This window comes from Asticcacaulis sp. P4_H10, assembly GCF_056400965.1.
In genome coordinates this window covers 248,032-273,347 of sequence record NZ_JBFUKH010000001.1, presented here as the reverse complement: position 1 = coordinate 273,347, position 25,316 = coordinate 248,032, and the positions used below count along the sequence as shown (strand labels likewise).

At 60.7% G+C, this 25,316-nt stretch carries 22 protein-coding genes; 12 read left to right on the top strand and 10 right to left on the bottom strand.

Annotated elements, in window-relative coordinates:
- The first annotated feature begins 2 nt into the window (after positions 1-2).
- The 3 genes from AC1DON_RS01115 to AC1DON_RS01105 all read left to right on the top strand — a co-directional run bounded on the left by AC1DON_RS01115 (position 3) and on the right by AC1DON_RS01105 (position 3,077).
- On the top strand, positions 3-1,199 hold the full coding sequence (locus AC1DON_RS01115) for a phosphoglycerate kinase (protein WP_476932887.1): 1,197 nt from the start codon (positions 3-5) through the stop codon (positions 1,197-1,199).
- 283 nt (positions 1,200-1,482) lie between these two features.
- Complete coding sequence (fba, locus tag AC1DON_RS01110) at positions 1,483-2,538, top strand: class II fructose-bisphosphate aldolase (RefSeq protein WP_476932886.1); 1,056 nt, start codon at positions 1,483-1,485, stop codon at positions 2,536-2,538.
- A 158-nt stretch (positions 2,539-2,696) separates the two neighbouring features.
- Positions 2,697-3,077 carry an EF-hand domain-containing protein gene (locus AC1DON_RS01105; protein ID WP_476932885.1) on the top strand — a complete coding sequence of 127 codons (381 nt, stop codon included), beginning with the start codon at positions 2,697-2,699 and terminating at the stop codon, positions 3,075-3,077.
- 57 nt (positions 3,078-3,134) lie between these two features.
- Here the strand turns inward: AC1DON_RS01105 and AC1DON_RS01100 are convergent, their stop codons facing one another.
- The gene (locus tag AC1DON_RS01100) at positions 3,135-4,682 is read right to left on the bottom strand and encodes a DUF1501 domain-containing protein (protein ID WP_476932884.1); all 1,548 of its coding nucleotides are present in this window, start codon (positions 4,680-4,682) and stop codon (positions 3,135-3,137) included.
- Positions 4,683-4,689: 7 nt separating this feature from the next.
- Positions 4,690-6,459: a DUF1800 domain-containing protein gene (locus AC1DON_RS01095; RefSeq protein ID WP_476932883.1), complete on the bottom strand. Its 1,770-nt coding sequence runs from the start codon at positions 6,457-6,459 to the stop codon at positions 4,690-4,692.
- 171 nt (positions 6,460-6,630) lie between these two features.
- Between AC1DON_RS01095 and AC1DON_RS01090 the strand changes: the two genes are divergently transcribed.
- Entirely contained in the window at positions 6,631-7,179 is a 549-nt protein-coding gene (locus AC1DON_RS01090) for a 6-pyruvoyl trahydropterin synthase family protein (protein ID WP_476932882.1), read from the top strand.
- 106 nt (positions 7,180-7,285) lie between these two features.
- Complete coding sequence (locus AC1DON_RS01085) at positions 7,286-7,678, top strand: hypothetical protein (RefSeq protein WP_476932881.1); 393 nt, start codon at positions 7,286-7,288, stop codon at positions 7,676-7,678.
- 1 nt (position 7,679) lies between these two features.
- On the opposite strand, the gene AC1DON_RS01080 is transcribed toward AC1DON_RS01085, so the two are convergent.
- The 3 genes from AC1DON_RS01080 to AC1DON_RS01070 form a co-directional block, all read right to left on the bottom strand.
- Entirely contained in the window at positions 7,680-8,297 is a 618-nt protein-coding gene (locus tag AC1DON_RS01080) for a DUF3617 domain-containing protein (protein WP_476932880.1), read from the bottom strand.
- Between the two features lie 122 nt (positions 8,298-8,419).
- Positions 8,420-8,872: a hypothetical protein gene (locus AC1DON_RS01075; protein ID WP_476932879.1), complete on the bottom strand. Its 453-nt coding sequence runs from the start codon at positions 8,870-8,872 to the stop codon at positions 8,420-8,422.
- 410 nt (positions 8,873-9,282) lie between these two features.
- Positions 9,283-9,723, bottom strand: a complete 441-nt coding sequence (locus AC1DON_RS01070; protein WP_476932878.1) for a hypothetical protein — start codon at positions 9,721-9,723, stop codon at positions 9,283-9,285.
- Positions 9,724-9,861: 138 nt separating this feature from the next.
- On the opposite strand from AC1DON_RS01070, the gene AC1DON_RS01065 reads away from it, so the two are divergent.
- Both AC1DON_RS01065 and AC1DON_RS01060 read left to right on the top strand, forming a co-directional pair.
- Positions 9,862-10,848: a hypothetical protein gene (locus AC1DON_RS01065; RefSeq protein WP_476932877.1), complete on the top strand. Its 987-nt coding sequence runs from the start codon at positions 9,862-9,864 to the stop codon at positions 10,846-10,848.
- A 3-nt stretch (positions 10,849-10,851) separates the two neighbouring features.
- Positions 10,852-10,998 carry an AraC family transcriptional regulator gene (locus AC1DON_RS01060; RefSeq protein ID WP_476933464.1) on the top strand — a complete coding sequence of 49 codons (147 nt, stop codon included), beginning with the start codon at positions 10,852-10,854 and terminating at the stop codon, positions 10,996-10,998.
- Position 10,999: 1 nt separating this feature from the next.
- Here the strand turns inward: AC1DON_RS01060 and uvrB are convergent, their stop codons facing one another.
- A complete protein-coding gene (gene uvrB / locus AC1DON_RS01055) occupies positions 11,000-13,195 on the bottom strand; it encodes an excinuclease ABC subunit UvrB (protein ID WP_476932876.1) in 2,196 nt (731 codons plus the stop codon).
- Between the two features lie 679 nt (positions 13,196-13,874).
- Between uvrB and AC1DON_RS01050 the strand changes: the two genes are divergently transcribed.
- The 5 genes from AC1DON_RS01050 to AC1DON_RS01030 all read left to right on the top strand — a co-directional run bounded on the left by AC1DON_RS01050 (position 13,875) and on the right by AC1DON_RS01030 (position 19,392).
- Entirely contained in the window at positions 13,875-14,990 is a 1,116-nt protein-coding gene (locus tag AC1DON_RS01050) for a cell wall hydrolase (RefSeq protein ID WP_476932875.1), read from the top strand.
- A 236-nt stretch (positions 14,991-15,226) separates the two neighbouring features.
- Entirely contained in the window at positions 15,227-16,951 is a 1,725-nt protein-coding gene (locus AC1DON_RS01045) for a methyl-accepting chemotaxis protein (RefSeq protein WP_476932874.1), read from the top strand.
- Between the two features lie 241 nt (positions 16,952-17,192).
- On the top strand, positions 17,193-17,582 hold the full coding sequence (locus AC1DON_RS01040; RefSeq protein WP_476932873.1) for a hypothetical protein: 390 nt from the start codon (positions 17,193-17,195) through the stop codon (positions 17,580-17,582).
- A gap of 306 nt (positions 17,583-17,888) precedes the next feature.
- Positions 17,889-18,266, top strand: coding sequence for a hypothetical protein (locus tag AC1DON_RS01035; RefSeq protein ID WP_476932872.1), 378 nt, complete (start codon positions 17,889-17,891; stop codon positions 18,264-18,266).
- A 586-nt stretch (positions 18,267-18,852) separates the two neighbouring features.
- Positions 18,853-19,392, top strand: coding sequence for a TIGR02281 family clan AA aspartic protease (locus tag AC1DON_RS01030; protein ID WP_476932871.1), 540 nt, complete (start codon positions 18,853-18,855; stop codon positions 19,390-19,392).
- 24 nt (positions 19,393-19,416) lie between these two features.
- Here AC1DON_RS01030 and dusA read toward each other — a convergent pair whose 3' ends face one another.
- The 4 genes from dusA to AC1DON_RS01010 form a co-directional block, all read right to left on the bottom strand.
- Positions 19,417-20,439, bottom strand: a complete 1,023-nt coding sequence (dusA, locus tag AC1DON_RS01025; RefSeq protein ID WP_476932870.1) for a tRNA dihydrouridine(20/20a) synthase DusA — start codon at positions 20,437-20,439, stop codon at positions 19,417-19,419.
- Positions 20,440-20,620: 181 nt separating this feature from the next.
- Positions 20,621-22,102 (bottom strand): methyl-accepting chemotaxis protein, encoded by a 1,482-nt coding sequence (locus tag AC1DON_RS01020; protein WP_476932869.1) that lies wholly within the window; start codon positions 22,100-22,102, stop codon positions 20,621-20,623.
- A 219-nt stretch (positions 22,103-22,321) separates the two neighbouring features.
- Positions 22,322-23,992: an alkaline phosphatase D family protein gene (locus AC1DON_RS01015; RefSeq protein WP_476932868.1), complete on the bottom strand. Its 1,671-nt coding sequence runs from the start codon at positions 23,990-23,992 to the stop codon at positions 22,322-22,324.
- A gap of 152 nt (positions 23,993-24,144) precedes the next feature.
- The gene (locus tag AC1DON_RS01010) at positions 24,145-25,227 is read right to left on the bottom strand and encodes a glycerophosphodiester phosphodiesterase (RefSeq protein ID WP_476932867.1); all 1,083 of its coding nucleotides are present in this window, start codon (positions 25,225-25,227) and stop codon (positions 24,145-24,147) included.
- Between the last annotated feature and the right edge of the window lie 89 nt (positions 25,228-25,316).

The window sequence follows — 25,316 nt, the reverse complement described above, 5'->3', positions numbered from 1 at the left end:
ACATGCCTTTCAATACCCTCGATGATCTGACCTCGCTGACCGGCAAGACTGCCCTGGTGCGCGTTGACTTCAACGTACCGATGGAAAATGGCCGGATTACTGACGATACCCGTCTGAAGGTCGCGATCCCGACGATTGAAAAGCTGACCAAGCTTGGCGCCAAGGTGGCGCTGCTGGCCCACTTCGACCGCCCCAAGGGCAAGGTGGTGCCGGAAATGTCGCTGCGTCCGATCGCCGGTCCGCTGTCGGAACTGCTAGGCGTTACGGTCGGATTCGCCAAGGATTGCGTCGGCCCCGAAGCCGCCGACCTGCTGAAGCTGCTGCCGGCCGGCAGCGTCGCCCTGCTCGAAAACGTACGCTTTCATGCCGGTGAAGAAACAAATGACCCCGAGTTCGCCAAGCAACTGGCGGCGCTGGGCGACATCTACGTCAATGACGCGTTTTCGGCCGCGCACCGCGCCCACGCCTCGACCGAAGGCGTAGCGCATCTGCTGCCCGCTTATGCTGGTGAGTCGATGAAGCGCGAACTGAATGCGCTCGACGCCGCGCTTGGCAGTCCGCAGCGCCCGACTCTCGGCATTGTCGGCGGCTCCAAGGTCTCGACCAAGCTCGACCTGCTGAAGAACCTGGTCGGCAAGCTGGATGCCCTGGCGATCGGCGGCGGCATGGCCAACACCTTCCTGTTCGCGCAAGGGCACGATATCGGCGGTTCGCTGTGCGAAAAGGACCTGAAGGACACGGCGCTCGAAATTCTGAAGGAAGCCGAGAGCAAGGGCTGCAAGATCCTGCTGCCCGTCGACATCGTCGTGGCTCAGGAATTCAAGGCCAATGCTGCTAACCGCACGCAGGGCCTGGATGCGTCGCTGTCGGCCGAAGACAAGATTTTCGATGCCGGCCCCAAGACGGTCGAACAACTGAAGTCGGTCATGGCCGAGTCCAAGACCTTGATCTGGAACGGACCTTTGGGTGTGTTCGAATTGCCACCCTTCGATGCCGCTACGGTCGCGGCGGCGAAATTTGCTGCGTCGCAAACGAAATCGGGTAAGCTGGTGGCCGTGGCAGGCGGTGGCGACACCGTGGCCGCGCTGAACCATGCCGGTGTGAGCGAGGATATGACCTTTGTCTCGACTGCCGGCGGTGCCTTCCTGGAATGGATGGAAGGTAAGGCGTTGCCGGGTGTTGCCGCACTGGAGAAATAGGTCGGCGCAGGTCTTGCATGGCGGAAGGCTGAACCGACAACACTATTTAAAATTTACATTTCGCGGGTGCAAAAAGGTCAAAAGACCACGCCCGCAATTAACCGGGTTCCGACCAGAGGCCACATCCGGCGGACCCCATCACAGCCAAAGGTGCGCTGTGGTGAGTCGAAAATGTCTGGCTTCCGAGTAACGGAGCGGAGCGTACTTGAGTACGTGAGCACCGGAACGCAGGAAGACGGGCATTTGCAGATCACCAAAGCGCACCGCGAAAGAGGGAAGATAAATGGCTCGTATAAGTCTGCGTCAGCTGTTGGATCATGCCGCCGAACACGGCTACGGCATGCCGGCATTCAATATCAACAACATGGAACAGGGCCTGGCCATCATGGAGGCCGCCCGCAAGGTCCAGTCGCCGGTCATAATCCAGGCGTCGCGCGGCGCCCGCGCCTACTCCAACGACCTGATGCTCAAGCGCATGATCAACGCGCTGGTCGAAATCTATCCCGAAATCCCGCTGTGCATGCACCAGGACCACGGCAATTCGGTCGCCACCTGCGCCTCCGCCATCCAGCACGGCTTTACCTCGGTCATGATGGACGGCTCGCTGAAGGCCGACGCCAAGACCCCCGCCGACTTTGACTACAATGTCGATGTGACCGCCAAGGTCGTTGAAATGGCTCACGCCTGCGGCGTTTCAGTTGAAGGCGAACTCGGTGTTCTCGGCAGCCTGGAAACCGGCATGGGCGAGGCCGAAGACGGCCACGGCGCCGAAGGCGTGCTCGACCACTCGCAATTGCTGACCGATCCTGACCAGGCGGTCGACTTCGTCGCCCGCACCAATGTCGATGCATTGGCGATCGCGATGGGCACCAGCCACGGCGCCTACAAATTCACGCGCGCGCCGGACGGTGAAGTCCTGGCCATGAACGTCATCACCGAAATCCACAAGCGCCTGCCGAACACCCACCTGGTCATGCACGGCTCGTCGTCGGTTCCGCAGGACCTGCAGGACATGATCAACGAACACGGCGGCGAAATCCCCCAGACCTGGGGCGTGCCGGTCGAAGAACTGCAAAAGGCCATCAAGATGGGCGTGCGCAAGATCAATATCGATACCGATCTGCGCCTGGCCATCACCGCCGGCATTCGCAAGGTATTCAAGGACCAGCCATCGGTCTTCGATCCGCGCACCTACTTCAAGCCCGCGTATGCCATGATGCAGCAGGTGTGCGAGGACCGCTTCGAACAGTTCGGCGCTGCGGGCCAGGCCGGCAAGATCAAGCCAGTCGGCCTGACGACCATGGCCCAGTTCTACGCCGCCGAAAGCGTAAAGGCCTAGTCGTCGAGGCATGTGAGCCGGGTACAGCATCGGCTCACATGCCCCGTGCGCGAATAAAACGCCGTCTGCGTGCAAATCCCCATCGAACCTTGATACGGGCTCGACTAGGAAGTGGCCGGCCGGATCCCCGGCCGCCGCATTCAGACAGGACATACCCGATGAAAATCGCCCTGATCGCCGCCTGCCTCGCAGGCGCTGCCCTCGCCATGCCCGCCCTTGCCGATGACACCCACAAGGCTGACATGGGACATAAGATGGATATGATGGACACCAACAAGGATGGCATGGTGAGCCATGACGAACACAAGGCCGCCCTCGACCACAAGTTCACCGAAGCTGACGCCAACAGCGACGGCATGCTGTCCGCAACGGAAAAGTCCGCCAGGCACATGGACATGAAAGGCGCCGCAGCCGATGGCTCGGTCACGCATGACGAGTTCAACGCTGCAGCCGAAAGCAAGTTTACTGCCGCCGACACCAACAAGGACAATATGCTGTCCAAGGACGAGATAGCCGCCATGTGGAAGGCTCATCACTGACTTCCATACGCACACAAACGAAAGGCCGGCGTCACCGCCGGCCCTTGTTGTTCCAGGTCAGACAAACCCGAGATTGGCTGAGCTGAAGTTGCGCAGGTTCGGGAAGATGGTGTTGAGGTCGCCGTTACTCACACCGAACCACGATCCCAGCGTCGCGGCGTACTGATCGACCGATGTCGTCGGGATAAAGGCGCTGCCCGCCATGTCCGGATTGTCGAAGCCGTTGATATCCATACCGACCGTCGGAAACTGGCCGTACATGTCGCCGCCCCGGACCGCACCGCCCATGATCAGGTGGTGACCACCCCAGGCGTGGTCGGTACCGTCGCCATTGGTGTTGAAGGTGCGCGAGAAATCCGACGCCGTGAAAGTGGTCACATTGGCGCGCATATCGACCCCGCCGATATTGGCCAGAACGTCGTCGAAATATTTCAGCCCCTGGGCCAGCTTGGCCAGGTTGTTCGGCTGGTCACGGTTTTGCGTATCGTGCGTGTCGAAGCCACCGGCGCTGACCAGGAAGACCTGACGCTTCAGACCAAAGGCCGGGCCGGCGGCGATCATGCGCGCCACGGTCCGCAGCTGGAGGGCCAGAGCGTTGGTTTCGACAGCGTTCTTCGCCGGATTGGTATAGGCCGGTGGCGAAGGGACGTCCGTGACAACTGACTGGCTGAAAACCGAATTGACAGTCGCTGCGGCGCCGACCGAACGGCCCGTCACCGCAGCATAGTCGTTGGCGAAGTCGCTGGCCCCCGCCGTATCCATGATGATGTCCTTAAGAGCGGCAGGCCCCAGGCTCGACCCGAACAGGCTGCCCGCCGTCGCGCCTGTGACGACTATCGCCGGTGAAGCGTTAGCGCTCAGCGGGTATTGCAGGACGTTGCGCCCAGCCAGGAAGACAGCCGAGCCCTGTGTGGTAATGGCGGTGAAGATAGTGTTGACACCGTTCTGGCTGGCCAGCAGGTCGCCCATCTGCCCGCCCCAGCCGAGGCGTGCGCCTTCGGTGGCGCCGGCCTGCCAGGTCGATTGCTGGTCGTTATGCGAAAAGAGGCTGGCCGGCAGGGGGACACTCTTCGCCTTGTACTGCGCCTTGGTGACGGGATTGATCAGGGTGCCGACATTGGCCAGTACCGCCAGCCGCCCGGCATTGAAGATGTCCTGTACCGGCGCCATGTGCGGATGCAGCGCGAAGGTGCGGGTCAGGGCCGATGTCCCGGGTGGGATCGCCTGGTTGGTCTGGGGCACGATCGGCAGGACGCCGCCCCACTGCTCCGGTGTAGCCAGCGCCGAGGTGCGTCCTGTGATGGGGTTAACCTGGCCAACGGGTGTTGCCGGTGTTCCCACCGGCATCAGGGCGATGGGATCGGTCCCCTGGTTACGGGCGGCAAAATAGCGGTTCCAGGAGTCGCCGTCGGTCGGCAGCACCATGTTGTTGGCGTCGTTGCCGCCGTACATGAAGATGCAGACCAGCGCCTTGTAGTCGCTGGCGCCGGCAGCGGCAGCGGTTCCGGCGGCGGCCATCTGCAGGCCGAAGCCAGCGGCGGTGGTCAACCCGGCCAAACCTCCGGACATGCGAAGAAACTCGCGGCGATTGAGATGAGCGGTCATGGAGGGGCTACCGTTGTACGATATATTCGGGGGAGGCCAGGCTGAGGAAGACCGCCAGCTTGACGCGATTGAGCCTGGCGGTGTCGATCTGCGCCTGGGTCGCCGTGCCGCCGGGAATGGCGATCCCGTTGACAGCATTGGTGATCTTGATGCGCAGTCCGGCCGATAGCATGCTGCTGAACAAAAGCAGGTTAAGCCGATCCATCAGCGACGGCACATCGGCGGCCAGGGCCACCTCCTTGCTGTAGGCGGAGCGGATGTCGTTGCTGCTGCCGATGCCCGATCCCACCGCGCCCTGCATGGTGTTGATATAGCTGGCCACCGTGACTTCGTCGGTCGACTGGAATTCCGGCGCCAGCAAGCCCTTGGTGCCGAGCGTGGAGCGCGGCGGCACATAGCCCGGGCGATAGAAGTTGAAGACAGAAGGTGCATTCAGCGGTGACTGGCCAAGCGAGGTGTTGGCCGAGGTCGAACCCATCAGCCAGTTGCCGCTTTGCGACGTCACTTCGAAGCTGCGCATCCAGTTGGCGAGCCGGACGATTGGCTCTTTCAGCTTGCCATAGGTGGCATCACCGGCCGTGCGCGCTTCACTGTCGGTCAGGATGGCGCGAACCACCGCCGCCATATCGCCACGCACGCCCGCGCCATTATTATTGAAGGCGGCAGCGACACGCGCGACATAGGCCGTGCTGGGGTTCGAGGTCACCAGGCGCTGGATAAGCTGCTTGCCGATGAACGGGCCGACATTGGCGTGGTTGAACAGGGCGTCGAGCGCAGTCTTGATATCAGCTGCGGCATCAGCCGTGGTCGACGCCGCTATGGTCGTGCCGAGGAAGCTCTTGGCCGAGGTCGAATGGTAGTTGTTATAGACGGTCATCGGCGTCGTGTACGATTCCGCATGCCGCGAGCCGCCGTTGAAGGTCGCATTGGTCGGCGTCGGGTGGTACCAGCTGAGGCCGGTGAACACCTTCGACAGTCCATCGATATCGTTCTGGCCGTAGGTCGGCTGGGCATTGCCGAGCAGGTCGTTGTCGAGCGTGCCGTCGTTTTTTAACTTGTGTAGGCCGATGGTCATCAGCTGCATGATTTCGCGGGCATAGTTCTGGTCGGGATTGCGCCCGGTGCGGGTGTCTTCCTTCTGGTTGCCGCGATAGGTGAGGTAGATGCCCATGGCCGGGTGGTAGGTGACGTCTTCCATCAACTGACGGAAGTTACCGAAGGCGTGCTTGCCCAGCATGTCATAGTAAGAGGCCAGGCCGCGCGGATCTTCGCCATCCATGGCGAACGACACGACGAAGATTTCCGACAGGGCGAACTTGACGCGCTGGCGTAGCTGGTCCGGCGCCGAAGCAGCCAGGCTCCAGAAGCTTTCGTAGAACTGGTTGGCGCTGACATTGGCCGAAGGATTGACCGCTCGGATCTCCGCCAGCCGGCGATCCATCCAGGTCAGGTGCGGTGTCCCGGCTGACAGGCTTACCTGCTGGTTGATCCAGTCGCCGAAAGTGGTCGTTGTGATTGCAGTTATATCGGCATCGGTGACGCCGAAACTGGCCTGTGCCAGAAAACGGCTGGCTTCCGCCTGGGTCGGCCTGACAACGACCGGTGGCGGTGTCACCGGTCCGCCGCCCCCACCGCCAGAGGAGCTTCCACCTCCACCACCGCCGCATGCGGCCAGCATGGCTGTACCCGATAGGGAGATGACCGTCGCAACATCCTTGCGCCGCAACGCCTTGCCGAGGATACGCCCGGCCTTACGCAAAACGATACTCGTACGCATACTCTCCATAAACGCCCCCGCTTACAGTTTCCTTATATAATTGGTAGCACAGGAATATGAATTTACGATTTCATCAGGTGGCGAATCGCAACTTAATCATAAGTTTGTTTCGCAGGTGCAACACATCTGTGCCGATTGACTTGGCTGGCGCTTTGCTGTTGAAGGCGCGACATGCTCATTCAGTTCAAACGCCGCTTTTCCATGGCTCATCGCCTGCGCTTCGACCGCAATTCGAAGTGCATGACCCCGCACGGCCACAACGAATTCGTGACCGTCGACCTGAAACCAAGAGCAGGCGCCCCAGGTTCGGGCCCGGCTGTGGATTGGGGCGCATCCAACTACGCCGCCAGTTTCGCCGACATGAAGCGGCACTGGCACGGCTTTGTCGATGATGCGCTCGATCACGCCTTTCAACTGGGCCACGACGATCCGATGATCGGCTATTTCCAGGCGCATGAGCCGGAGCTTCTGCCGCGCCTTCTGATCATCCAGGGCGACCCGACGACCGAAGCCGTCGCCACGGCGCTCTACATGAAGCTCAACGCCATATTGGCCGTCCACCTGCCTGCCTTCGAATGCATACGCTTCGAACTCGAGGAAACGCCGACCAACAGCGTCATCCTGACACCGGACGACGTAGCAAGCTGCCCCATCCGGCTGGGCGAGTGGTGCCACCGCCCCGACCTCAGCCTGAATGACCTGGCGCCGGCGCAAGCCTGACAAGGTGTGGCCGATCCGGCACCTTTGGTGGCCGAAGTGCAATTGCCGCTATGCAGCATGATCCGCGCAGGTTAGGCTCAACACTTATCATAGCGTTCGAGCCCCCATGACCAAACCCGCGCCCAGCCCACAGCCCCTTTCCGCCGATCCGCGCAAGTTCCTGTTTCTCAACTATATGCTGCTGTTCCTGATGGTGCTGACCTGCGGCCTGACCGGCATCATCGCGCTGCTGATCGCCACCTTCCGCGAAGACGACGCAGCCGACTGGCTAAAAACCCACTATGAATTCCAGCGCCGGACCTTCTGGTTGGGCGTCATTCCGCTCATCGGCTGCTTTGCGGTCGGCTTCGCCCTCGGTATCCAGGGGATCAACAACCAGATCCTGTCACTGGCCCTGGTCCTGGTCCCGCTCATCTATCTGGCCGGCCGCTGCGTCATGGGCTTCAACCACCTGCTCTACAACCGGCCCTATCCCAATCCGAAAAGCTGGATGGTCTGAACTATCCCGGGGCCTTGGGGAACGGCGCCTTGTGGCCTTCCATTTCGAACAGGTTGACCGTGACACCGTCATTGGTGACGTCGCCAGGCGCCTGGTCAGGCTTGCAATCGCCCAACCGCTTCGATTCGATGATGTAGCTGGTCGCCCGGTTCATCTGCGGTGCGGCGGCGCCGGTCGTCTGGACGCGCAGCGTCATGGTGTAGGCGGTCGCGAAATCGCCTGTATAGGTCCCGGAATAGTCTTCAGCGCCGCCGGATGGTACCTGGCAGGTGGTCATGACCTTCCAACTGTCGGCATCGACGCGACTGATCGTCTTGGCCCCACAGCGGTCACCGCTGAGATCGTTGCCGCGCATGCCCAGGCGCAGATCGGTCGTGCGGTCGATGCAGATCTGCAGGGTCTGGACGTCGTCACCGCCGTCTTCGCGCACAGAGGTCTCCCACAGTCCGGGTTGACGCGCCGGCAGGGTCTGCGCCGGGCGCGGGGAAATCCTGACGGCCGACATGACCATGACGGGTTCGGATTTTTTAGGGGGTTCGGGCTTCTTGCTGCATCCGCCCGCGATCGCCGTGACCGCGAAAACGCAACAGAACACTGACCGGTAAACGGTCCTGGACATGGCGAATTCCCCTGAAAGTAGATGTTAGAAGTAGGGGAAGCGGTGAGCCCACTCCAGTCACATTTCCGCGTGAACGACTACGAACGGGCAGTCGTCCACAGGGAAATTCAAGGCTTGCGCCCTTAGTTCTTTTTCTTCGAAATGACCTGCAGGGTCTGCAGGGTGCGCGGCAGTTCGTCGGCCAGGCGACGGCAGATTTCGCGCGCGCCGATCGAATAGACTTCACCGCCGTCGGCGATTTCGGTCGCCATCTTGGCCGTGGCGTCGAGCAGCAGTTCGAACTCGCCGATCTGCTCACGCGCCAGGGCGCGCGCCTCTTCCTGCAGGCGCTTGACGCGCTGCGTGCGGGTTTCACGCGAAGGCGTGGCCACCGAGGTGACAATCTCTTCGCCGACGAGCTTATGCGTCGCGACAGCAGTCGCGGCCATCTGGGCAGGCAGGCTCACCATCTTGTCGGCGCTGCCGTTCTTGACACCGTTGAGGGCGCCGTTGACGCCATTCACACCGTTGATGACAGGTCCAAGCGCGATCTCTTTAGAGACGGGCGGCACCACATTCAGTCTAGTCCTACGCATCCATTCACCCCAGTTGGCTCAGTGCCCGCTCAAACGCCGCGCATGTGTCGCCCGATGATTAAGACCAGACTAAGAAGTCACGGTTAATAATCGATTTATTTCGAGACACCGACCGCCGGCCCCATACAGTCGGTGCACAGGCCAGGCCAGTCGCGCTTTCGTGAAATCAGGGTCGCGCGATTTGATATAAAAATCCAGTATGAATGTGGCCCATGACAGCAGAATTCGCTCGTTTGGGGTACGGTTGCGCCTCGATTGAAACCCGAAGGCAACAGTTTGTTCCAATTTTCCGGAATTCTCAACCCCTTATTCTGCCTTGGTTAATACAGGTGTTAACCAGTGCACACATCACGCGCCGCCAGCTCGCCCGCGATAGATTCCCAAAATAGGGAAATAAAAACGTTATTACCTCAACGCATAATCCCCTTGCGGCCAAGGGCGCCAATATAGGCAATGAGGCACACCATAGTCACGGCGACAATACCAGGCATCGGCCACATCGCGCCCATGAAGGACCGCCCATCCGACAGGACATAGGTATAGGCGATGTAACCCAGCGTGCCCGTTACCGACACCGCCAGCAGGGCGGCTGAAAGCCGGCGCCGGAACACAAACAGCAGTCCGCCGACCACGCTGGACCAGACCGAAACGCTCCAGGCTGCGCTCGCCCACAGCGGCAGTGTACTAAAGTAGGTCACCTGCGCCTCCGTCATGCCCGACGCCCGGTAGTAGGCGGCCCCCTGTATCACACTCAGTATGTAGTCGAACGCCGCGAGACCGTTCCACAGCACCATCACGATCGCCACGCCCCAGAAATGCCACGGCGCGCCTGTTGTTTTCAACGCAGTCATGCTTGCCTCCCTTGATTGATCCTGAAGACGCAGACAGCGCAACAAACAGCGCCTGTCGTCCTGTCCTGCAGGCGAGAACCTGCCCAGACCTGACAAGCCTCCGAAAAGTGCTATGGATTGGAAAACAGCGGGGATGGCATGCAGGAGACGGTGAGTCTGGTCGTGGCGGCGACGGCCCTAGGGCAGGCCGCGCTTTGCCTGAGCCTGCTTTTTGCGCGCCCTAGCAATCCCGCCACCTTGCCGCTCGCGGCCGTGTTCGCGGTCGCCATCCTCATCGCGCTTCCGCAACCCATGACGTCGCTGCTCCCGCGGGCCGCGTCTTTGCTGACCGCCATCAGCCTGCCCGCTCATCTCGGGCTCGCGCCGGCGCTCTGGCTCTACGTCCAAGCCCTGACGGCCGAATCGCCGTGGCGCCCGCAACCCGGCCACGCCCGGCATGCCATACCCGCCGCGCTTGGTGGCGCGGCCCTGCTGTGCGTCATCCTGCTGCCGGCTGCAGAGCGCGATGCCATGATGGTGCATGGCGAAATCCCTGCCTCGCCTTTCGCCCTGGGCGTCGGCGTCTTTATATTCGTGCTGATCGTGATCTGGATCGGCCAGACCGTCGCCTATGCTTGGCGCATTCTGAGCCATCTGGCGGCCTACCGCCGACGTCTGCGCGACCTCTTCACCAACACCGACCAGAAAGACCTGGAGTGGGTCACGATCCTGATCGGCGTCATGGCGCTCGTCTGGCTGGCGGCTCTGCTGCAGGTCGCGGTGGACGGCATACTGAACCTTACATTGCTGTCGCCGGCCTGGCTGCATGGCCTGGGTCTGCTGGCGCTATGGGCATTCGCGATCTGCGGCCTGCGCCAAAAGCCAGGCTTTGACGGCGGCTACCTGCTGGAAGCAGGCACCCCTGAAACATCTCCGAAGAAGTATCAGAAGTCGGCGCTCGGCCCCGAACAGGCCCAGCGCGTCGCCAACCGCATCGAAGCCGCCATGCGGGACGACCGGCTGTACCTCGACGCCAACCTGTCACTGCAAAAACTGGCCGCCCATATCGCCGTGGCGCCCAACACCATCTCCCAGACGCTCAACGAAACCCTGGGCGAAAGCTTTTTCGCCTATGTCAACCGCTGACGCATCGAAGCCGCCCTGCCCCTGATCCGAACCCGCAATCAAAACGTGCTCGATGTCGCGCTCGAAGTCGGCTTCAATTCCAAGTCCGCCTTCTACAAGGCCTTCAGGGCGACGACCGGCGTCACGCCCGCCCAGTATAGGGCGTCATAATCTACTGGGCGCCGTCGAGCATGTCCTTGGCGAACTCCAGGTCGAGCAGCTTGAGCCGCTTGATCTCGTCGCGCAGGTGCGCAGCGGTCTCGAATTCGAGATTACCGGCGGCCTCGCGCATCTTGGCCTCGAGGTCCTTGAGCGTCGCCTGGAAGTTAGAACCCAGGAATGGCTTGGAGTCCTTTTCGGCCACGCCCATCGGTATCTGGACGCGGTCGCCCTTCTCAAACGGACTGTCGAGGATGTCGCTGATGCTGCGCTTGACCGATTCCGGCGTGATGCCGTGTTCGGCATTGTACGCTTTCTGCTTGTCACGACGGCGGTCGGTCTCGGCGATCGCCCGCTCCATCGAGCCGGTCATCTTGTCGGCATAAAGAATGACCCTGCCATCGACGTTCCGCGCCGCCCGGCCGATCGTCTGGATCAGCGAGGTTTCCGAACGCAGGAAGCCCTCCTTGTCGGCGTCGAGGATGGCAACGAAGCCGCATTCCGGAATATCGAGCCCTTCACGCAGCAGGTTGATACCGATCAGCACGTCGAAGGCGCCCAGGCGCAGGTCGCGGATGATCTCGATGCGCTCAAGGGTCTCGACGTCCGAGTGCATGTAGCGGACGCGGATGCCCTGCTCATGCATATAGTCGGTCAGGTTCTCGGCCATCTTCTTGGTCAGGACGGTGACCAGCGAGCGGTAGCCGTGCTTGGCGACTTCGCGGACCTCGGCGATGACGTCATCGACCTGGTTGAAGCCGTCCTTGTGCACCGGGCGGATTTCGACGGGCGGATCGATCAGGCCGGTCGGGCGGATAACCTGCTCGGCGAAGACGCCGGCCGTACGCTCCATCTCCCACTTGCCGGGCGTCGCCGACACGTAGACCGACTGCGGCCGCATGGCGTCCCACTCTTCGAACTTGAGCGGGCGGTTGTCCATGCACGACGGCAGGCGGAAGCCATACTCGGCCAGGACCGACTTGCGCGCAAAGTCGCCGCGATACATGCCGCCGATCTGCGACACCGACACGTGGCTTTCGTCAACGAACAGCAGGGCGTTGTCGGGCAGGTATTCGAAGAAGGTCGGCGGCGGATCGCCGGCGCCGCGTCCAGTCAGGTAGCGCGAATAGTTTTCAATGCCGGCGCATGAGCCCGTCGCCTGCATCATCTCGATGTCAAAGGTCGTGCGCTGCTCCAGCCTCTGGGCCTCCAGCAGCTTGCCTTCGCCGTGCAGCTGTTCCAGCCGCCACTTCAGTTCGGCCTTGATGCGGTCGACCGCCTGGTTGAGTGTCGGGCGCGGCGTCACATAGTGGCTGGCGGCGTAGACCTTCAGGTCGCGCAGGTCGACGATCTTCTTGCCGGTCAGCGGATCGAACTCCGAAATCGACTCGATCTCGTCACCGAACATATTGATGCGCCAGGCACGGTCTTCGTAGTGGGCTGGGAATATCTCGATGACGTCGCCACGCCGCCTGAAAGTCCCGCGCTCAAACGCCTGGTCGTTGCGCTTATATTGCAGCGCTACGAGGTCGGCGCGCAGTTGCGCCTCGTCGATCGTCTGGCCGACCTTCAAATCGAAGGTCATGGCCGTATAGGTCTCGACCGAGCCGATACCATATATACAGGAGACCGACGCCACGACGATGACGTCGTCGCGCTCCAGGATCGCCCGCGTCGCCGAGTGGCGCATGCGATCGATCTGTTCGTTGATCGACGAGTCCTTCTCTATATATGTGTCGGTGCGCGGAACGTAGGCTTCGGGCTGGTAGTAGTCGTAGTAGGAAACGAAATACTCGACGGCATTGTCCGGAAAGAAGGCCTTGAACTCCGAATAGAGCTGGGCCGCCAGCGTCTTGTTGTGCGCCAGGATCAGGGCGGGACGCTGGGTCTGCTCGATGATCTTGGCCATGGTGAAGGTCTTGCCGGAACCGGTGACCCCCAGGAGGACCTGGTCGTGCTCGCTCGCCTCGATGCCCTTCAGTAACTCGGCTATGGCCGTCGGCTGGTCGCCCGCGGGCTCATAAGGTGCGGCAAGCCGGAACTTGCGCCCGCCGTCGGATTTTTCCGGCCGCACCGGCCGGTGCGGCACCCACGTCGCGGGCATTAAATTTGCGCTATCGCTTCGCTGTATGAGCGCAGGGGCGTCAAAGTCAGCGGCGAAGGCGCCGGAATTGTCGGAGAAGCCGGGAGGGGGATCGGAACGGGACATGAACGGCAACATAGGGACAGGACAAAAAAATGAAAGAGGCAAGCCGTAGGCGGTGGAAATCAAAAAAAATTGAGCCCCGCCCTGACGCTGGGGCAGCCTTACCGCCATCATGCCGTCCACCCGCGCCAAAACTTGTCAGCGCCGTCGTCGATCTTTCCGGATTTTTCACCACGATTCAGTCGGTTAAAATCGTAACCCGGTCGGCTTCGGTTCGCATTCTGGTAAAAAAGCAGTCGAAATGCTTCCTTAACGGTTCCTTAAATTGAGTTTTAACTGATGAGTGTAATGACTATAGTGTTTTCGGAAATAATAACGTTGAGAAAGCCCGTATAGATTAAATATCAAATACTTTCGAAAACATGTCAATATATCTGCGAATGACTGTCACAATCCTGCCCCATCTGCTTGCGCAAGCGCGCGATAAAAAGTCAAACAACTATAGCTAACATTCCATTAACCATGATCGAACACATTTCAGCCACAATTGACCCTTAGAAGCCGCACTTGCCGGGCATTAAGGACGAGGTTTGCCACCCCCGTCCCTGTTCGGCTACCCGATCTGGAGAAATGACGGATTCATTCTCCGGATGCCTTTCCGGGGGGCCTCTTTTGCCCTCGTCACATAGGATAGACAGCGTTGAGCTCGATAACCATGGCGCGCTACCGGATGCGCGCCCTCATGGCAGCATCTTCTATTGGCCTGCTGGTTGGCGCGTCGGCAGGCGCAGCCTATCTCGGCGGGCGCCTGGCGCGCGAAGCCGATGCCAGCAACAATGCCGCCCGTATTCTGCAACTGGCTGAACTGAATGGCGACGTATCGCCGTCAGCCGCCCTGGGTGTTGCCCCACTGAATCAAACCGCGCTGGGCATAGCCACGCGCTTCGCCCCATATGGCGGCATGTCCGGCGGCGCCGCCGAAGCCTCCGCGACCGCACCGACCCTGGCTGCCATGCGCGTCTCAGAAGATATCCGCTCGCAAAAAGGCCTGGTGGTCCGCGCCAGCGAAACCGTCGCCGCCTCGTCGCTCCTAGCGCTGAAGACGACGCCGCTGGTGGCTTCCGTGCGACCGGCCGCCGCCATGGTCTTCAAAAAGGCCAGCCAGAACGATTCCGATTGCCTGGCCCAGGCCGTCTATTATGAAGCGCGCGGCGAAGGCGTCGATGGCATGCGTGCCGTTGCCCAGGTCATTCTCAACCGCGTTCGCCATCCGGCCTTCCCGAAATCGATCTGCGGCGTGGTCTACCAAGGCTCCAACCGCCGCATCTCCTGCCAGTTCAGCTTTACCTGCAACGGCATGATGGGCCGCCCGGTCGAAGCCTACAACTGGCGCCGGTCGCGCGAAGTCGCCGCCGCCGCGCTCGAAGGCTACGTCATGAAGTCGGTCGGCACCGCCACCCACTTCCATGCCACCTATGTCGCGCCAGGCTGGTCCAACACCATGGTCCGCGTCGGTACGGTCGGCAGCCATGTCTTCTATCAGTTCCGCGGTCGTGGCTCGCGCATCGACAACAGCCTTGAATCGGTCCAGACCTCCGATTCGCCGGCGGTCCTGGTCCAGGCCAGCACCACCGAGGTGGCCGCCCCCAGCGACGCGCTGAATGCGGCACAGACGACGACACCGGCAACAGGTGCACTGACCGGCGAAGCCCGCGCCCAGTTGGTGTCAGCGGTCAATAAGGCCGACGCCGCCCAGAATCAGGCAAAGGCGGTTCAGGTAAAGACTGTCATTACCGGCAAGTCAGCCCAGGATATCGTCGCCGAAGTGGCGCTGCGTCCTGAAGGCGCCGCCCAGTAGACTCGCACGACTGATTCGCTCAAATCCGTTTGCATCGCGCCCGGCCATAGTGCCGGGCTCTTTGCGTTTATCCCAGGCAATGGGAGACCGATGTCAGTCTTTGTCCCGATTTGCGACAAAATCCGTAACGTTAGGATTTCAACAACCTTAATCTGACAGTTTGGCCCAAACGCACGCCATTCACGCGTCCGCATAACAGATTACCAACCCATACATACGTTAAGTCAGGGGCCAAAATGACGAAACAGAGTGCTAACAAGCCGGCAGTTGGATTCAATATTTCCAACTGGCCGTTCACCATCAAGTTCATGGCGCCTGCGGCCGTAGCGACTGCCGTTATGGCAATCCTGACCGGCGGCGCAATCTACGTCATGAATGGCCAGGGCAAGACGATCGACCGCATCAACAACGTTTCGATGCCGGAAATCGTCAAGATCGCCGACATCAAGGCCGACATCAAGGAAGCCAACGGCGACTTGTATAATGCGCTACTGACCAAGGCGACCAATCCGGGCGCCAACGCTTCGGCCGATGTCGCGAAAGTTACCGAAGATCTCGGCAAGATTTCGGATCGCGTCAAGCAAAGCGCCGACAGCGCCTCGGATGCAACGCAAAAGAAGCAGCTGAACGACCTGAACAAGGAAGTGAAGACCTATAAGGAAGCCGTCGAATTCGCCGGCTCCGTCATGGACGTCGACTTTGCTTCGGTCGGTCCGATGATGTCGCAGTTCGACGACGGCTACGCCAAGATGTCGGACCTTTCGGACAAGATCATCGACGGCTCAAAGGCGTCGGCCGCCAAGGCCGCCTCGGATGCCAAGGCTGCCCAGGCGACCGGGATCAGCTTCCTGACCATCTTTGCCGTCATCATGACCTGTTTGTCGGGCGGTATCGCCTTCCTGTTCTCGCGCCTGACGGTCAACGGCATCAACCGTATCGCCAAGACGACCGAGGAACTGGCCAACGGCAACCTCAATGTCGACATCCAGGCCCTGACCCGCAAGGACGAACTGAAGTCGGTCGTCGACAGCCTCAACGTGTTCAAGTCGAACGCCGAGGAAAAGGAACGCCTGACCGCGATCGAGGCAGCCACCGCCAAGACCCGCGAAGAGCGCGCCCGTCAAATGTCCGAACTGGCCGAACGCTTCCGCCACGAAGCCCAGGACATGCTGGACGCCCTGTCGAACGCCGCTTCGGACCTCGACGCCAACGGCCGCACTCTGCTGACCATCGCCGGCGAAAACGAGCGCCGCTCGCAATCGGCCGTGTCGTCGATCCGCAACTCGGCCGACAACGTCCAGAACGTTGCCTCGGCCACGACCGAACTGTCCGCCTCGATCGGCGTCATCGGCGACCAGGCCGTCCGCTCGGTGGAAATCGCCGCCGAAGCCGTGTCGGAAGCCGACCGCACCAACGAGTCCATGGCTGAACTGAGCCGCGCCGCGGACCAGATCGGTGAAGTCGTCGACCTCATCAACGCCATCGCCCAGCAAACCAACCTGCTGGCCCTGAACGCCACGATCGAATCGGCTCGTGCCGGTGAAGCCGGCAAGGGCTTCGCAGTCGTCGCTTCGGAAGTGAAGTCGCTGGCTCAGCAAACCGCCAAGGCTACCGATGAAATCCGCGATCGCATCAAGGACATCCAGGCTGCCGCCCAGAACGGCGTCAACGCCATCCGCGGCATCGGCGAGACCATCAAGCACATGAACGAAATCGCTTCGTCCATCGCCGACTCGGTCCACCAGCAAGGCGACGCGACCAACGAAATCGCCCGTAACGTCAACGAAGCGTCGGACGGTACCTCGATGGCCTCGTCGTCGGTCGCCCAGCTGTCGGCTTCGGCTGCGGACACCGAAAAGGCCTCGACCGAAATGCTCGGCGCCGCCAACCAGCTGACCAAGCGTACGGAAGCCATGAGCGAGAATATCCGCCGCTTCCTGGCCGAACTAACGGCCGCCTAAACATTACCGGTCCAGCCGGCCCGCACGGCCCTGCAAACCGGCTTAGACTGACAATAAGGAGACGCTGGAAACAGCGTCTCCTTTTTTCATATTTGCCTTCTAATAAAATTTTTGCTGCGACTGCGAAATGATTCACCTCGCATTAAACCTGAAGTCGTAAGAAGCGCCTTGTGACAGACATCGATGTCACCGCTACCGCCGTAGCGTCCCGTAAAATTGCGTACTGAGAAAGACCTGCAAAATGCAAAAGCGCAACCTGACCCGCAATGCCATCCTGGCCGCTACGGCCGCCCTCGCCTTCTCCGTTACTGCCGCCTCCGCCTTCGCCGACTGCGACGAAGTCCAGGAAACCCAGATCGGTAAGGCCATCGCCTCGGCCGCTGCGGCCAAGATCACCCCGGTCCTCAACGGCACCGGTAAGCAGATGCTGTCGTTGGAAACCTGCGACTCGGGCGGCGGCAAGGTCAGCGCCGAATTCAAATACAATATCATTGGCGCCGACGGCCTCTACTGGGCTCAAGGCAAGGCCAAGCTTGCCGGTGGCGCCGTCGCCGAACTGACCCTAACCAAGCTGAGCCCGAACCTGGCTTCAGCTTCGGCATCGAAGGGCGTGAAGCTGGCCGCTAACTAAGCGAGCCTCCACGCGATAACAGAGCGAGGGTCGGGATATCCCGGCCCTCGTTTTTTTGTGCCTATATTACCGGAAAAAGCCCGCAACTGTATGACGTTGAAAGATTTACGGTAAAACAGGCCAAGAAAATTTATCACGTTTTTATACCCAGGGCCGGCCGTTAAGGTTTTGCGCCTGAAATCATAAAGCCTTGCTGATAACGGCGTTAATCAAGCTTGATCAGGGGTTTACGGGCGGATTTACGGAACCTTAGCCTATTTCGTTTAGTGTGGGGCTCACCCTGAAGAACATCAAGGAGTTACCCAGATGATCAAAAACCTTATTATCGCAGGCGGCATTGCCGCCATGGCCCTCGCCGCTGGCAGCGCGTTCGCGGGCGAGTGCAGTGAAGACCAGGAAGCTACGGCCGGTATGCTGGCCGCAGGCGTCGGCAAGGCCGCCGTTTCCAAGGTCATTGCCGTAACCGGCAAGCAGATGGTCAACATCTCGAGCTGCGACTTCCGCGCCGGCAGCTACATCGTTGACTTCAAGTACAACTTCCTGGCGGCCGATGGCCTGTACTGGGTCGAGTTGAACGCCAAGTTCGACGGCACGGGCGGCGGCGCTACGACCAAGGTCAACAAGGCAAGCCCGAACATGGCCGCGGCGGAAGCCAAGGCTGGCGTCAAGCTGGCTTCGAACTAAGCTTGACCCGACAGAGCAACGGAGCTACCCGCTCCGCCTGGTGCGTTCAGGGATGCTAAATAATAAGGCCCTCCGCTTGCGGAGGGCCTTATTTATTCCCGGTTCAGCCGCGTCTATTTGCGTTCGAACGGCCGGAAGTCCTGAGGACGGCTTACGTTCCGCGGCGATTTCTCCGCACCTGCGCGCGGACTGCCGAACAGGCCGCCAAACAGGGCAAACGAAGTCATTGCGTGTTGTTTCTTGTCTTGGTCTTGCATGGGTCTGCGTCTCCTTTTCCAAATACAAACGGACCAGAAGACGCGTCGCAAACTCCCAGGGGCTTTCACCCTCACAGCCGTCGTCGCGTCGAAGTTGAGTGTGCCACAATCGGACAGGATTGCAACTATTAATCCGAACCCGGAGCAATTAACTTTCCAATAGCTTCATACCTAATTGATATTGCTGGATATAAATTTTCCCCGAAAATTCAAACTTGCGCACTTTCCGTAAAAAGCTTTTAGCGGCCATCTTCACCCTAAACTAACCCAATGCGCCTATGCTGGCCGAGAATCCAGAAAGGGTTTGCGTCGGGAGTTTTCTGCGTCCTATGTCCAAATCGGTCATTGTCCTGGGCAGCGCCGTTGTATCGGCCATTGCCGCGTGCTTTGGCATGCTGTCCCTGAGCGACAGACTCCAAAATCCGCAGACGCATGCCACCTCCGCGGTCATGGCCTCACCCGACGCATCCGAAACCCGCTCGGAGGCCGATACGGCCAATCCCCACACAACCGCCATCCCCAAGGCAACCGATGGCCACTTCTGGGCCAATGCCGTCGTTAATTCCAAGGCCGTGCGTTTGCTGGTCGATACCGGTGCCACCGTCGTTGTGCTCACGCCCGCCGATGCGCAGCGACTCGGATTCGACCTCAAGACCCTGCCCTTCGACCATACAGTCTCAACCGCCAATGGCGAGACGACGGCTGCCCTGGTCAATCTCGCCAAGGTCGGGGTCGGTCAGAGCGAAGTGCGCAATGTCGATGCGCTGATCGTCAAGGATGGGCTGGAAACCTCGCTGCTCGGCATGAGCTATCTCGGCCGCCTCAGCCGCTTTGAGGCCACGCCATCGAGCCTGATCCTGCATCCGTAGCGCGCAGCTATCCGTGGTTATCCTTTAAGCCTTCTCGGCCTCGTACGCCTCACGACGCTGACGGCCCGCCTCCATAGCATCGTGTACGGCGCCAATGGCGCGGTCCAGCACCTCAAGCCCTGCCCCCGGCGCGATCGCATCGACCGTCAGGATACGGCGGAAGGCCCGCGCGCCGGGCAGACCATGCATCACGCCCAGCATATGCCGCGCCATGTGCGGCAAGGGCGTGCCAGCCTCCAGTTGCGCCTGCATGTACGGCCGGTAGGCCTCCAGCGCCGCGAACGGCCCGACATCGTCACCGTCGCCAAAGAAACGCCGGTCGACCTCTCCCAGCAGGGCAGGCTCGTGGTAGGCCGCGCGGCCCAGCATGACGCCATCGACGTGCGCAAGGTGCGCCTCGGCCTCATCCAGCGTGCCGATACCGCCGTTGATGCTGATGATGAGGTCGGGATAGCTTCGCTTTAATTCGTAAACCAGCTCGTAATCGAGCGGCGGCACATCGCGGTTTTCCTTGGGCGACAGTCCCTTCAGCCACGCCTTGCGCGCATGGACGATAAAGGTGCCGACCCCGGCCTTTTTACAGGCCTCGACCAGGGCGAACAGGCTGTCGCGCGGCTCCTGGTCATCGACGCCGATACGGCACTTGACCGTAACCGGTAGCGTCGTCGCCTCACGCATGGCCTGCATGCTGTCGGCCACGAGCAGCGGTTCGCGCATAAGGCAGGCGCCGAACGATCCTGATTGCACCCGATCCGATGGGCAGCCACAGTTGAGATTGACCTCGTCATAACCCCAGTCTTCGGCGATCTTCGCGCATTGCGCCAACTCATCCGGCTCGGAACCGCCCAGTTGCAGGGCAACCGGATGTTCGACGTCAGAAAAGCCCAACAGGCGATCTCGGTCGCCGTGGATGACCGCCTTCGACGTTACCATCTCGGTATAGAGCAGGGCACGCCGCGTCAGGACACGGTGGAACGCCCGGCAATGCCGGTCGGTCCAATCCATCATAGGCGCCACACTAAATCTATGTGCTTGATATTCAGGCATTTTAAGCAACTCAACGGACTAAGCGAAAACGGATATATCGCGGACACGCGAATACAACCGTTCAGCGCACGGATCGGCCTCCATATCGAGGATATGACGGAGATTGGCAAGCTTTCGGGCTATCAAGGCCTGTTGATCTGCAAGTCCGGCCTTAAAACGGAATGAACCAGGCCGGTTTCAGTTAAGCTACAAGCTTTTCCACGCTCGTCTTCACGGTCGCCGAAGATGAGGTTACGACTGCAAAGGCTTCGGTGATCCGTATCAGGCTTTCCTCGATCTCGTGAACCGCCGATACGGCCGACTGCATATTGCCCGATATCTCGCCCGTGACGGCTTCCTGCTGCGCAATGGCGCCGGCGACATTGCCGACATTGGCCAGGACGTCGGTCATGGAGGTCGAGATGAATTCCAGTGCTGTGGCGACTTCGGCGCTCACGGCCTGGATCTTGTTGATCTCCTCGCCGATCGTCTTGGTCGAAGCCGCCGCCTGGTTGGCGAGATTCTTGACCTCGGAGGCCACGACCGCAAAGCCCTTGCCGGCCTCCCCCGCCCGGGCGGATTCGATCGTCGCGTTCAGCGCCAGCAGGTTGATCTGCGACGCGATGCTCTGGATGAAGGCCACGACATTGTTCATGGCGCCGGCGGATTCGGACAGGTTGGCGGCGAAGCTGTTGGCGGTTTCCGTGTGCTTGAAGACGCCTTCGACGCTGGATTTGGCCGCCAGCATGTTGGAGCCGATATCGCGCACACTGGCGCTCAGCTCCTCGGCGGCGGCGGCAACTGCACTGACAATCGAACTGGTCTCGGTCGAAGCACTGGAGGCGCCCGAAGCCATATGGTTGGCTTCATCCATCTGTGACAGGACGCCATTGAGCTGGCCGTCGATATCGCGGCCGATGCCGTCATTATACAGGCGGCGGTTGACGTTTTCGGTCACGTCGGTAGCGAACTTGACGACCTTGATAACCGCGCCGGTGTCGTCGAAAATCGGGTTGTAGGAGGCCTGGATGTAGACCGGCCGACCGCCCTTGGCTATGCGGCGGTATTCCGCCGCGCGAAATTCGCCGCGGCCGAGTGCGTCCCAGAACAAACGGTAGTCGGCGGAGCGTGCGTACTCATCGTCGCAGAACAGGCTATGGTGGCGGCCCTGGATTTCGTCGAGCCGGTATCCCAGGGTTTCCAGGAAATTATCGTTGGCCGTCAGTATCGTTCCGTCCGTCGAAAATTCGATTACAGCCTGGGCGCGGCCAATGGCCATGACCTTGCCTGCGTGATCAAGACTCAGCGCCTTCTCTTCGGTGATGTCCGAAGCCAGTTTCACGACTCTGACAACCTTGCCCTTGCTGTCCACCACAGGATTATAGGAGGCCTGCAGCCAGACAACACGCCCGCCCTTGCCGACGCGCTTGAATTCACCAGCACGGAACTTGCCCGCTGCCATGTCCTTCCAGAAGTCACGATAGGCCGGCGTTGCGGCATATTCTGGCGTACAAAATATGCTGTGGTGCTGTCCGACGATCTCACGCTCGACATAACCGACGGCGTTAAGGAAGTTGCCGTTAGCGCGGACGATCCGGCCATCGGGCGTGAATTCGATAATCGCCTGGGACGACTCGAGGGCTTCTATGAAGCGGTCAGACGCCGTAGATCTGGAAAAAAACATGATACGCCACACTCCCGGTTGTTGGATTCCAGCTTTGACAACGCAGTTGCACGGCAGCACAATCGTTGAAAACAACAATGCCGCCAGCTTTATCCATCTGTGCGTTTATGCACGTAAATAATAAAAATGCTTAATTGCTAAATATTCGTAATTCGGGCTACGACTTTGAAAAAATAAGCGAGTTACAGCTTGAGGCCCACGGCGCTGAATTTCCCGATTCTAGATGGTGACCAAACCCAGTGCGCCATTTGTTTCTGTGACGTCGAAGCGCTGAACGGTCTGATTGACAAAGTCGCGCGACGTGATCGTGCTGACGCCCATCCATTCGCCCCGCGCACCATCGTTCGTCAGGGTCAGGCGCAGGAAGCCATTGTGGCCATCGTCAGCGGCGACGATTTCCGGGTTCTGTTTCGCCATGGTCTGTGCCAATTGCAGGTCTGGCAGCCAGTTGTCGAGATAGCGCGTCGGGCTGGTGATCGCAGTGACGCCGAATTCCACCGCCACGCGTTTGTCCGCGGCATCGTTCAGTTCGTTGGCCCAGGCCGTGTGGCTGTCACCCGACACGACGATCGTGCGCGCACCTGCCGCCTTGATCAGATCATAGAGGCGCTCGCGCTCGGCGGGATAGCCGTCCCAGGCGTCGAGATTGAGCGGCAGGGCGATGTCCTTGGTGAACAGGCTTGCCATGACGCCGACCTTTTCGCGCAAGGCTTCCGGCAGGGCCGCCAGCAAGCTGGCGACGCGGTCCTGCCCCATGACGCCGATCAGGTCGGGCCCCGGCGCGCGCGCCATGATCATCTGGCTACCCAGAACCTGCCAGCGCACGCCGGCGGCGGTCGAGGCCTTCAGCGTATCGCCAAGCCATTGGCTCTGCTGCGCGCCAAGCAGTTCGCGCGCCGGATCGTCGAGCTTGGCGCGGAAACCGGCAAAGTCGGGCCTGCCATCAACGACCTGGATGTCCTCGAACTCAAGTTGCCTGGTGCGCGCCAGCAGACGCGTCTCCATCATCACCAGTTCGGCGACCTGACCGAAGCGGAAGCTGCGATAGATGGCTTCAGACAGTTGCCCCGACGCCGCATCGCGGATCGGCATCCACTCGCGATAGGCCCTGAGTGCAGCGGCCTTTCGCGCCCACCAGTCGCCTTCGCCGGCATTGTGGTTCTGGGCGCCGCCGGTCCAGGGATTGTTGGTGATTTCATGGTCGTCGAAGACACAAATCCACGGTGCACGGGCGTGGGCGGCCTGGAGATCGGGATCGGCCTTGTACTGGGCGTGGCGGGTACGGTAGTCGTTGAGGCTGACGATCTCATAGACGGGCTGCGGGGCGCGGCCGAGCGTGCGGCCATTGCCCATGCCGTAGTCGTCGGGCCCGGCGCCATACTCATAGATATAGTCGCCAAGGTGGACGACGGCGTCCAGCCGATCCATATCGGCAATGGCGCGGTAGGCGTTGAAATAGCCGTTGGGATAGAGCGAGCACGAGGCGATCGCCAGCACGACGTCATTCGTCTCTTCCGGCAGGGTGAGGGTCCGCCCTGTCACCGAGGTCACACCCTTGCAGATAAAACGATAGACATAGCCGGTAGCGGGCTTCAGGCCAGCCACATCGATCTTGACCGTGTAGTCGCGCTCCGCGTCCGTCGTAAAGCGACCCTGCGCGACCAGCCTGTCGAAGCTATTTCCTTCGGCGATCTGCCAGGTGACTTCAGTAGCCTTGGTCAGGCCGCTGAGCCGCGTCCACAGGATGACGCGATCGACCAGCGGGTCGCCTGAAGCGACACCGTGGTCGAAGCGAATGGCGGTGCTGGGCGCCGTCTTCGAGCCGCCGAAAGCGGGAATGGCGGAGGTGCTGCCCAGGGCGAAAAGGGCGTGCCGGCGGCTGATAGGCATGGGCTGTCTCCCTTTGGAGATAACTGATGTCTAGCGTGCGCTTAATCCGCTTTGATGACAGGGGTGCGACGTGGTTTCTTTTGTCGCGCTTTTATCTGAAAACCGTTGCACACTTTTGGCTTCGCCGAACTGCGTTTCAGAAAGCGCTTGGGTTACCAGCTTGCGAAACGATTTCGTGCCGCAACCGCCGTATCGGCGAAGTCGCTGAACACGCCGTCGACGCCCATGCCGAACAGGTCGAGATATTCCTGCGCCGTATCGCCATCATAATAGGCGTCCAGCCTGTCGTTACGCAGCGTCCAGCTGATGACTTTCAGACCGGCCGCGTGGGCATTGGCCACGATCTCCGGACGGCGCACCATCTCATTGCCAGCCGGCGCCACCAGCCACCGCTTCCACGGCGAGACGAAGTCGGCATAGGTCGCGACCTCTTTCAGACCCTCCGGCGTCAGCAGATCGGCATAGGTGCCGGCGCGGCCCGACACCGCCCAGTCATAGGGTCTGTCGTCCGGTGCTTTCAGGACGACATTGCCGGCAACATCGACACCGCTGCCGCTGATCAGTTGCAGCAGGGGCACGGGCGTCAGTTTGCGCAAAGCCTTGAGGTTGGCCTGCTCGAAGGACTGGATAATGACCGGTGAGGACGCCTTATTCAGCCCGGCGCGGTCGAGCATGGCGACCAGCTTTTCCTCGATGCCGAGGCCCAGATCGCGATGCAGGGTCGGGAACTTGATTTCGGGCGCTATGCCGATGGTGCGGCCGGTGTCGCGTGAGCGCCCCTGCGCCAGATCGATGACCTCCTGGAGTGTCGGGATCTCGTACTTGCCGTCGTGGCTATGGTCGCGGTCGGCGAAGACCTGGGTCGCGCGCAGGGTCTTCAGTTCGGCCAGGGTAAAGTCGCTGACGAAGAAATCCGTGATCTCAAAGCCCTTGAGCTTCAGCGTGCGCTTGCGATCGGCAAATTCGGGGTGTTTCAGGATATCGGTCGAATCGGTCAGGACCGGATCGTGGCGCACCATCAGCACGCCGTCTTTCGTCGAGACCACATCGGGTTCGATATAGTCCGCCCCCATCCGGATGGCCATCTCGTAGGCCGCCAGCGTGTGTTCGGGCAGATAGCCCGACGCGCCGCGATGCGCGATGACGAGCGGCGTCCTGGCCTTGGCGGCGCGGGCATATCCTGCGGAAAGAGTCAGGGCGGCGGCTTCGGTTGTCAGCAGTTGGCGGCGGTTCATAGGCGCTCCGGAAGAAAAAGCGCCAGCCTGCGGATCATCGCAGGCTGGCTTAGTGTTACTTCAGTTACTTCAAGTCTGTGACGCTTTTT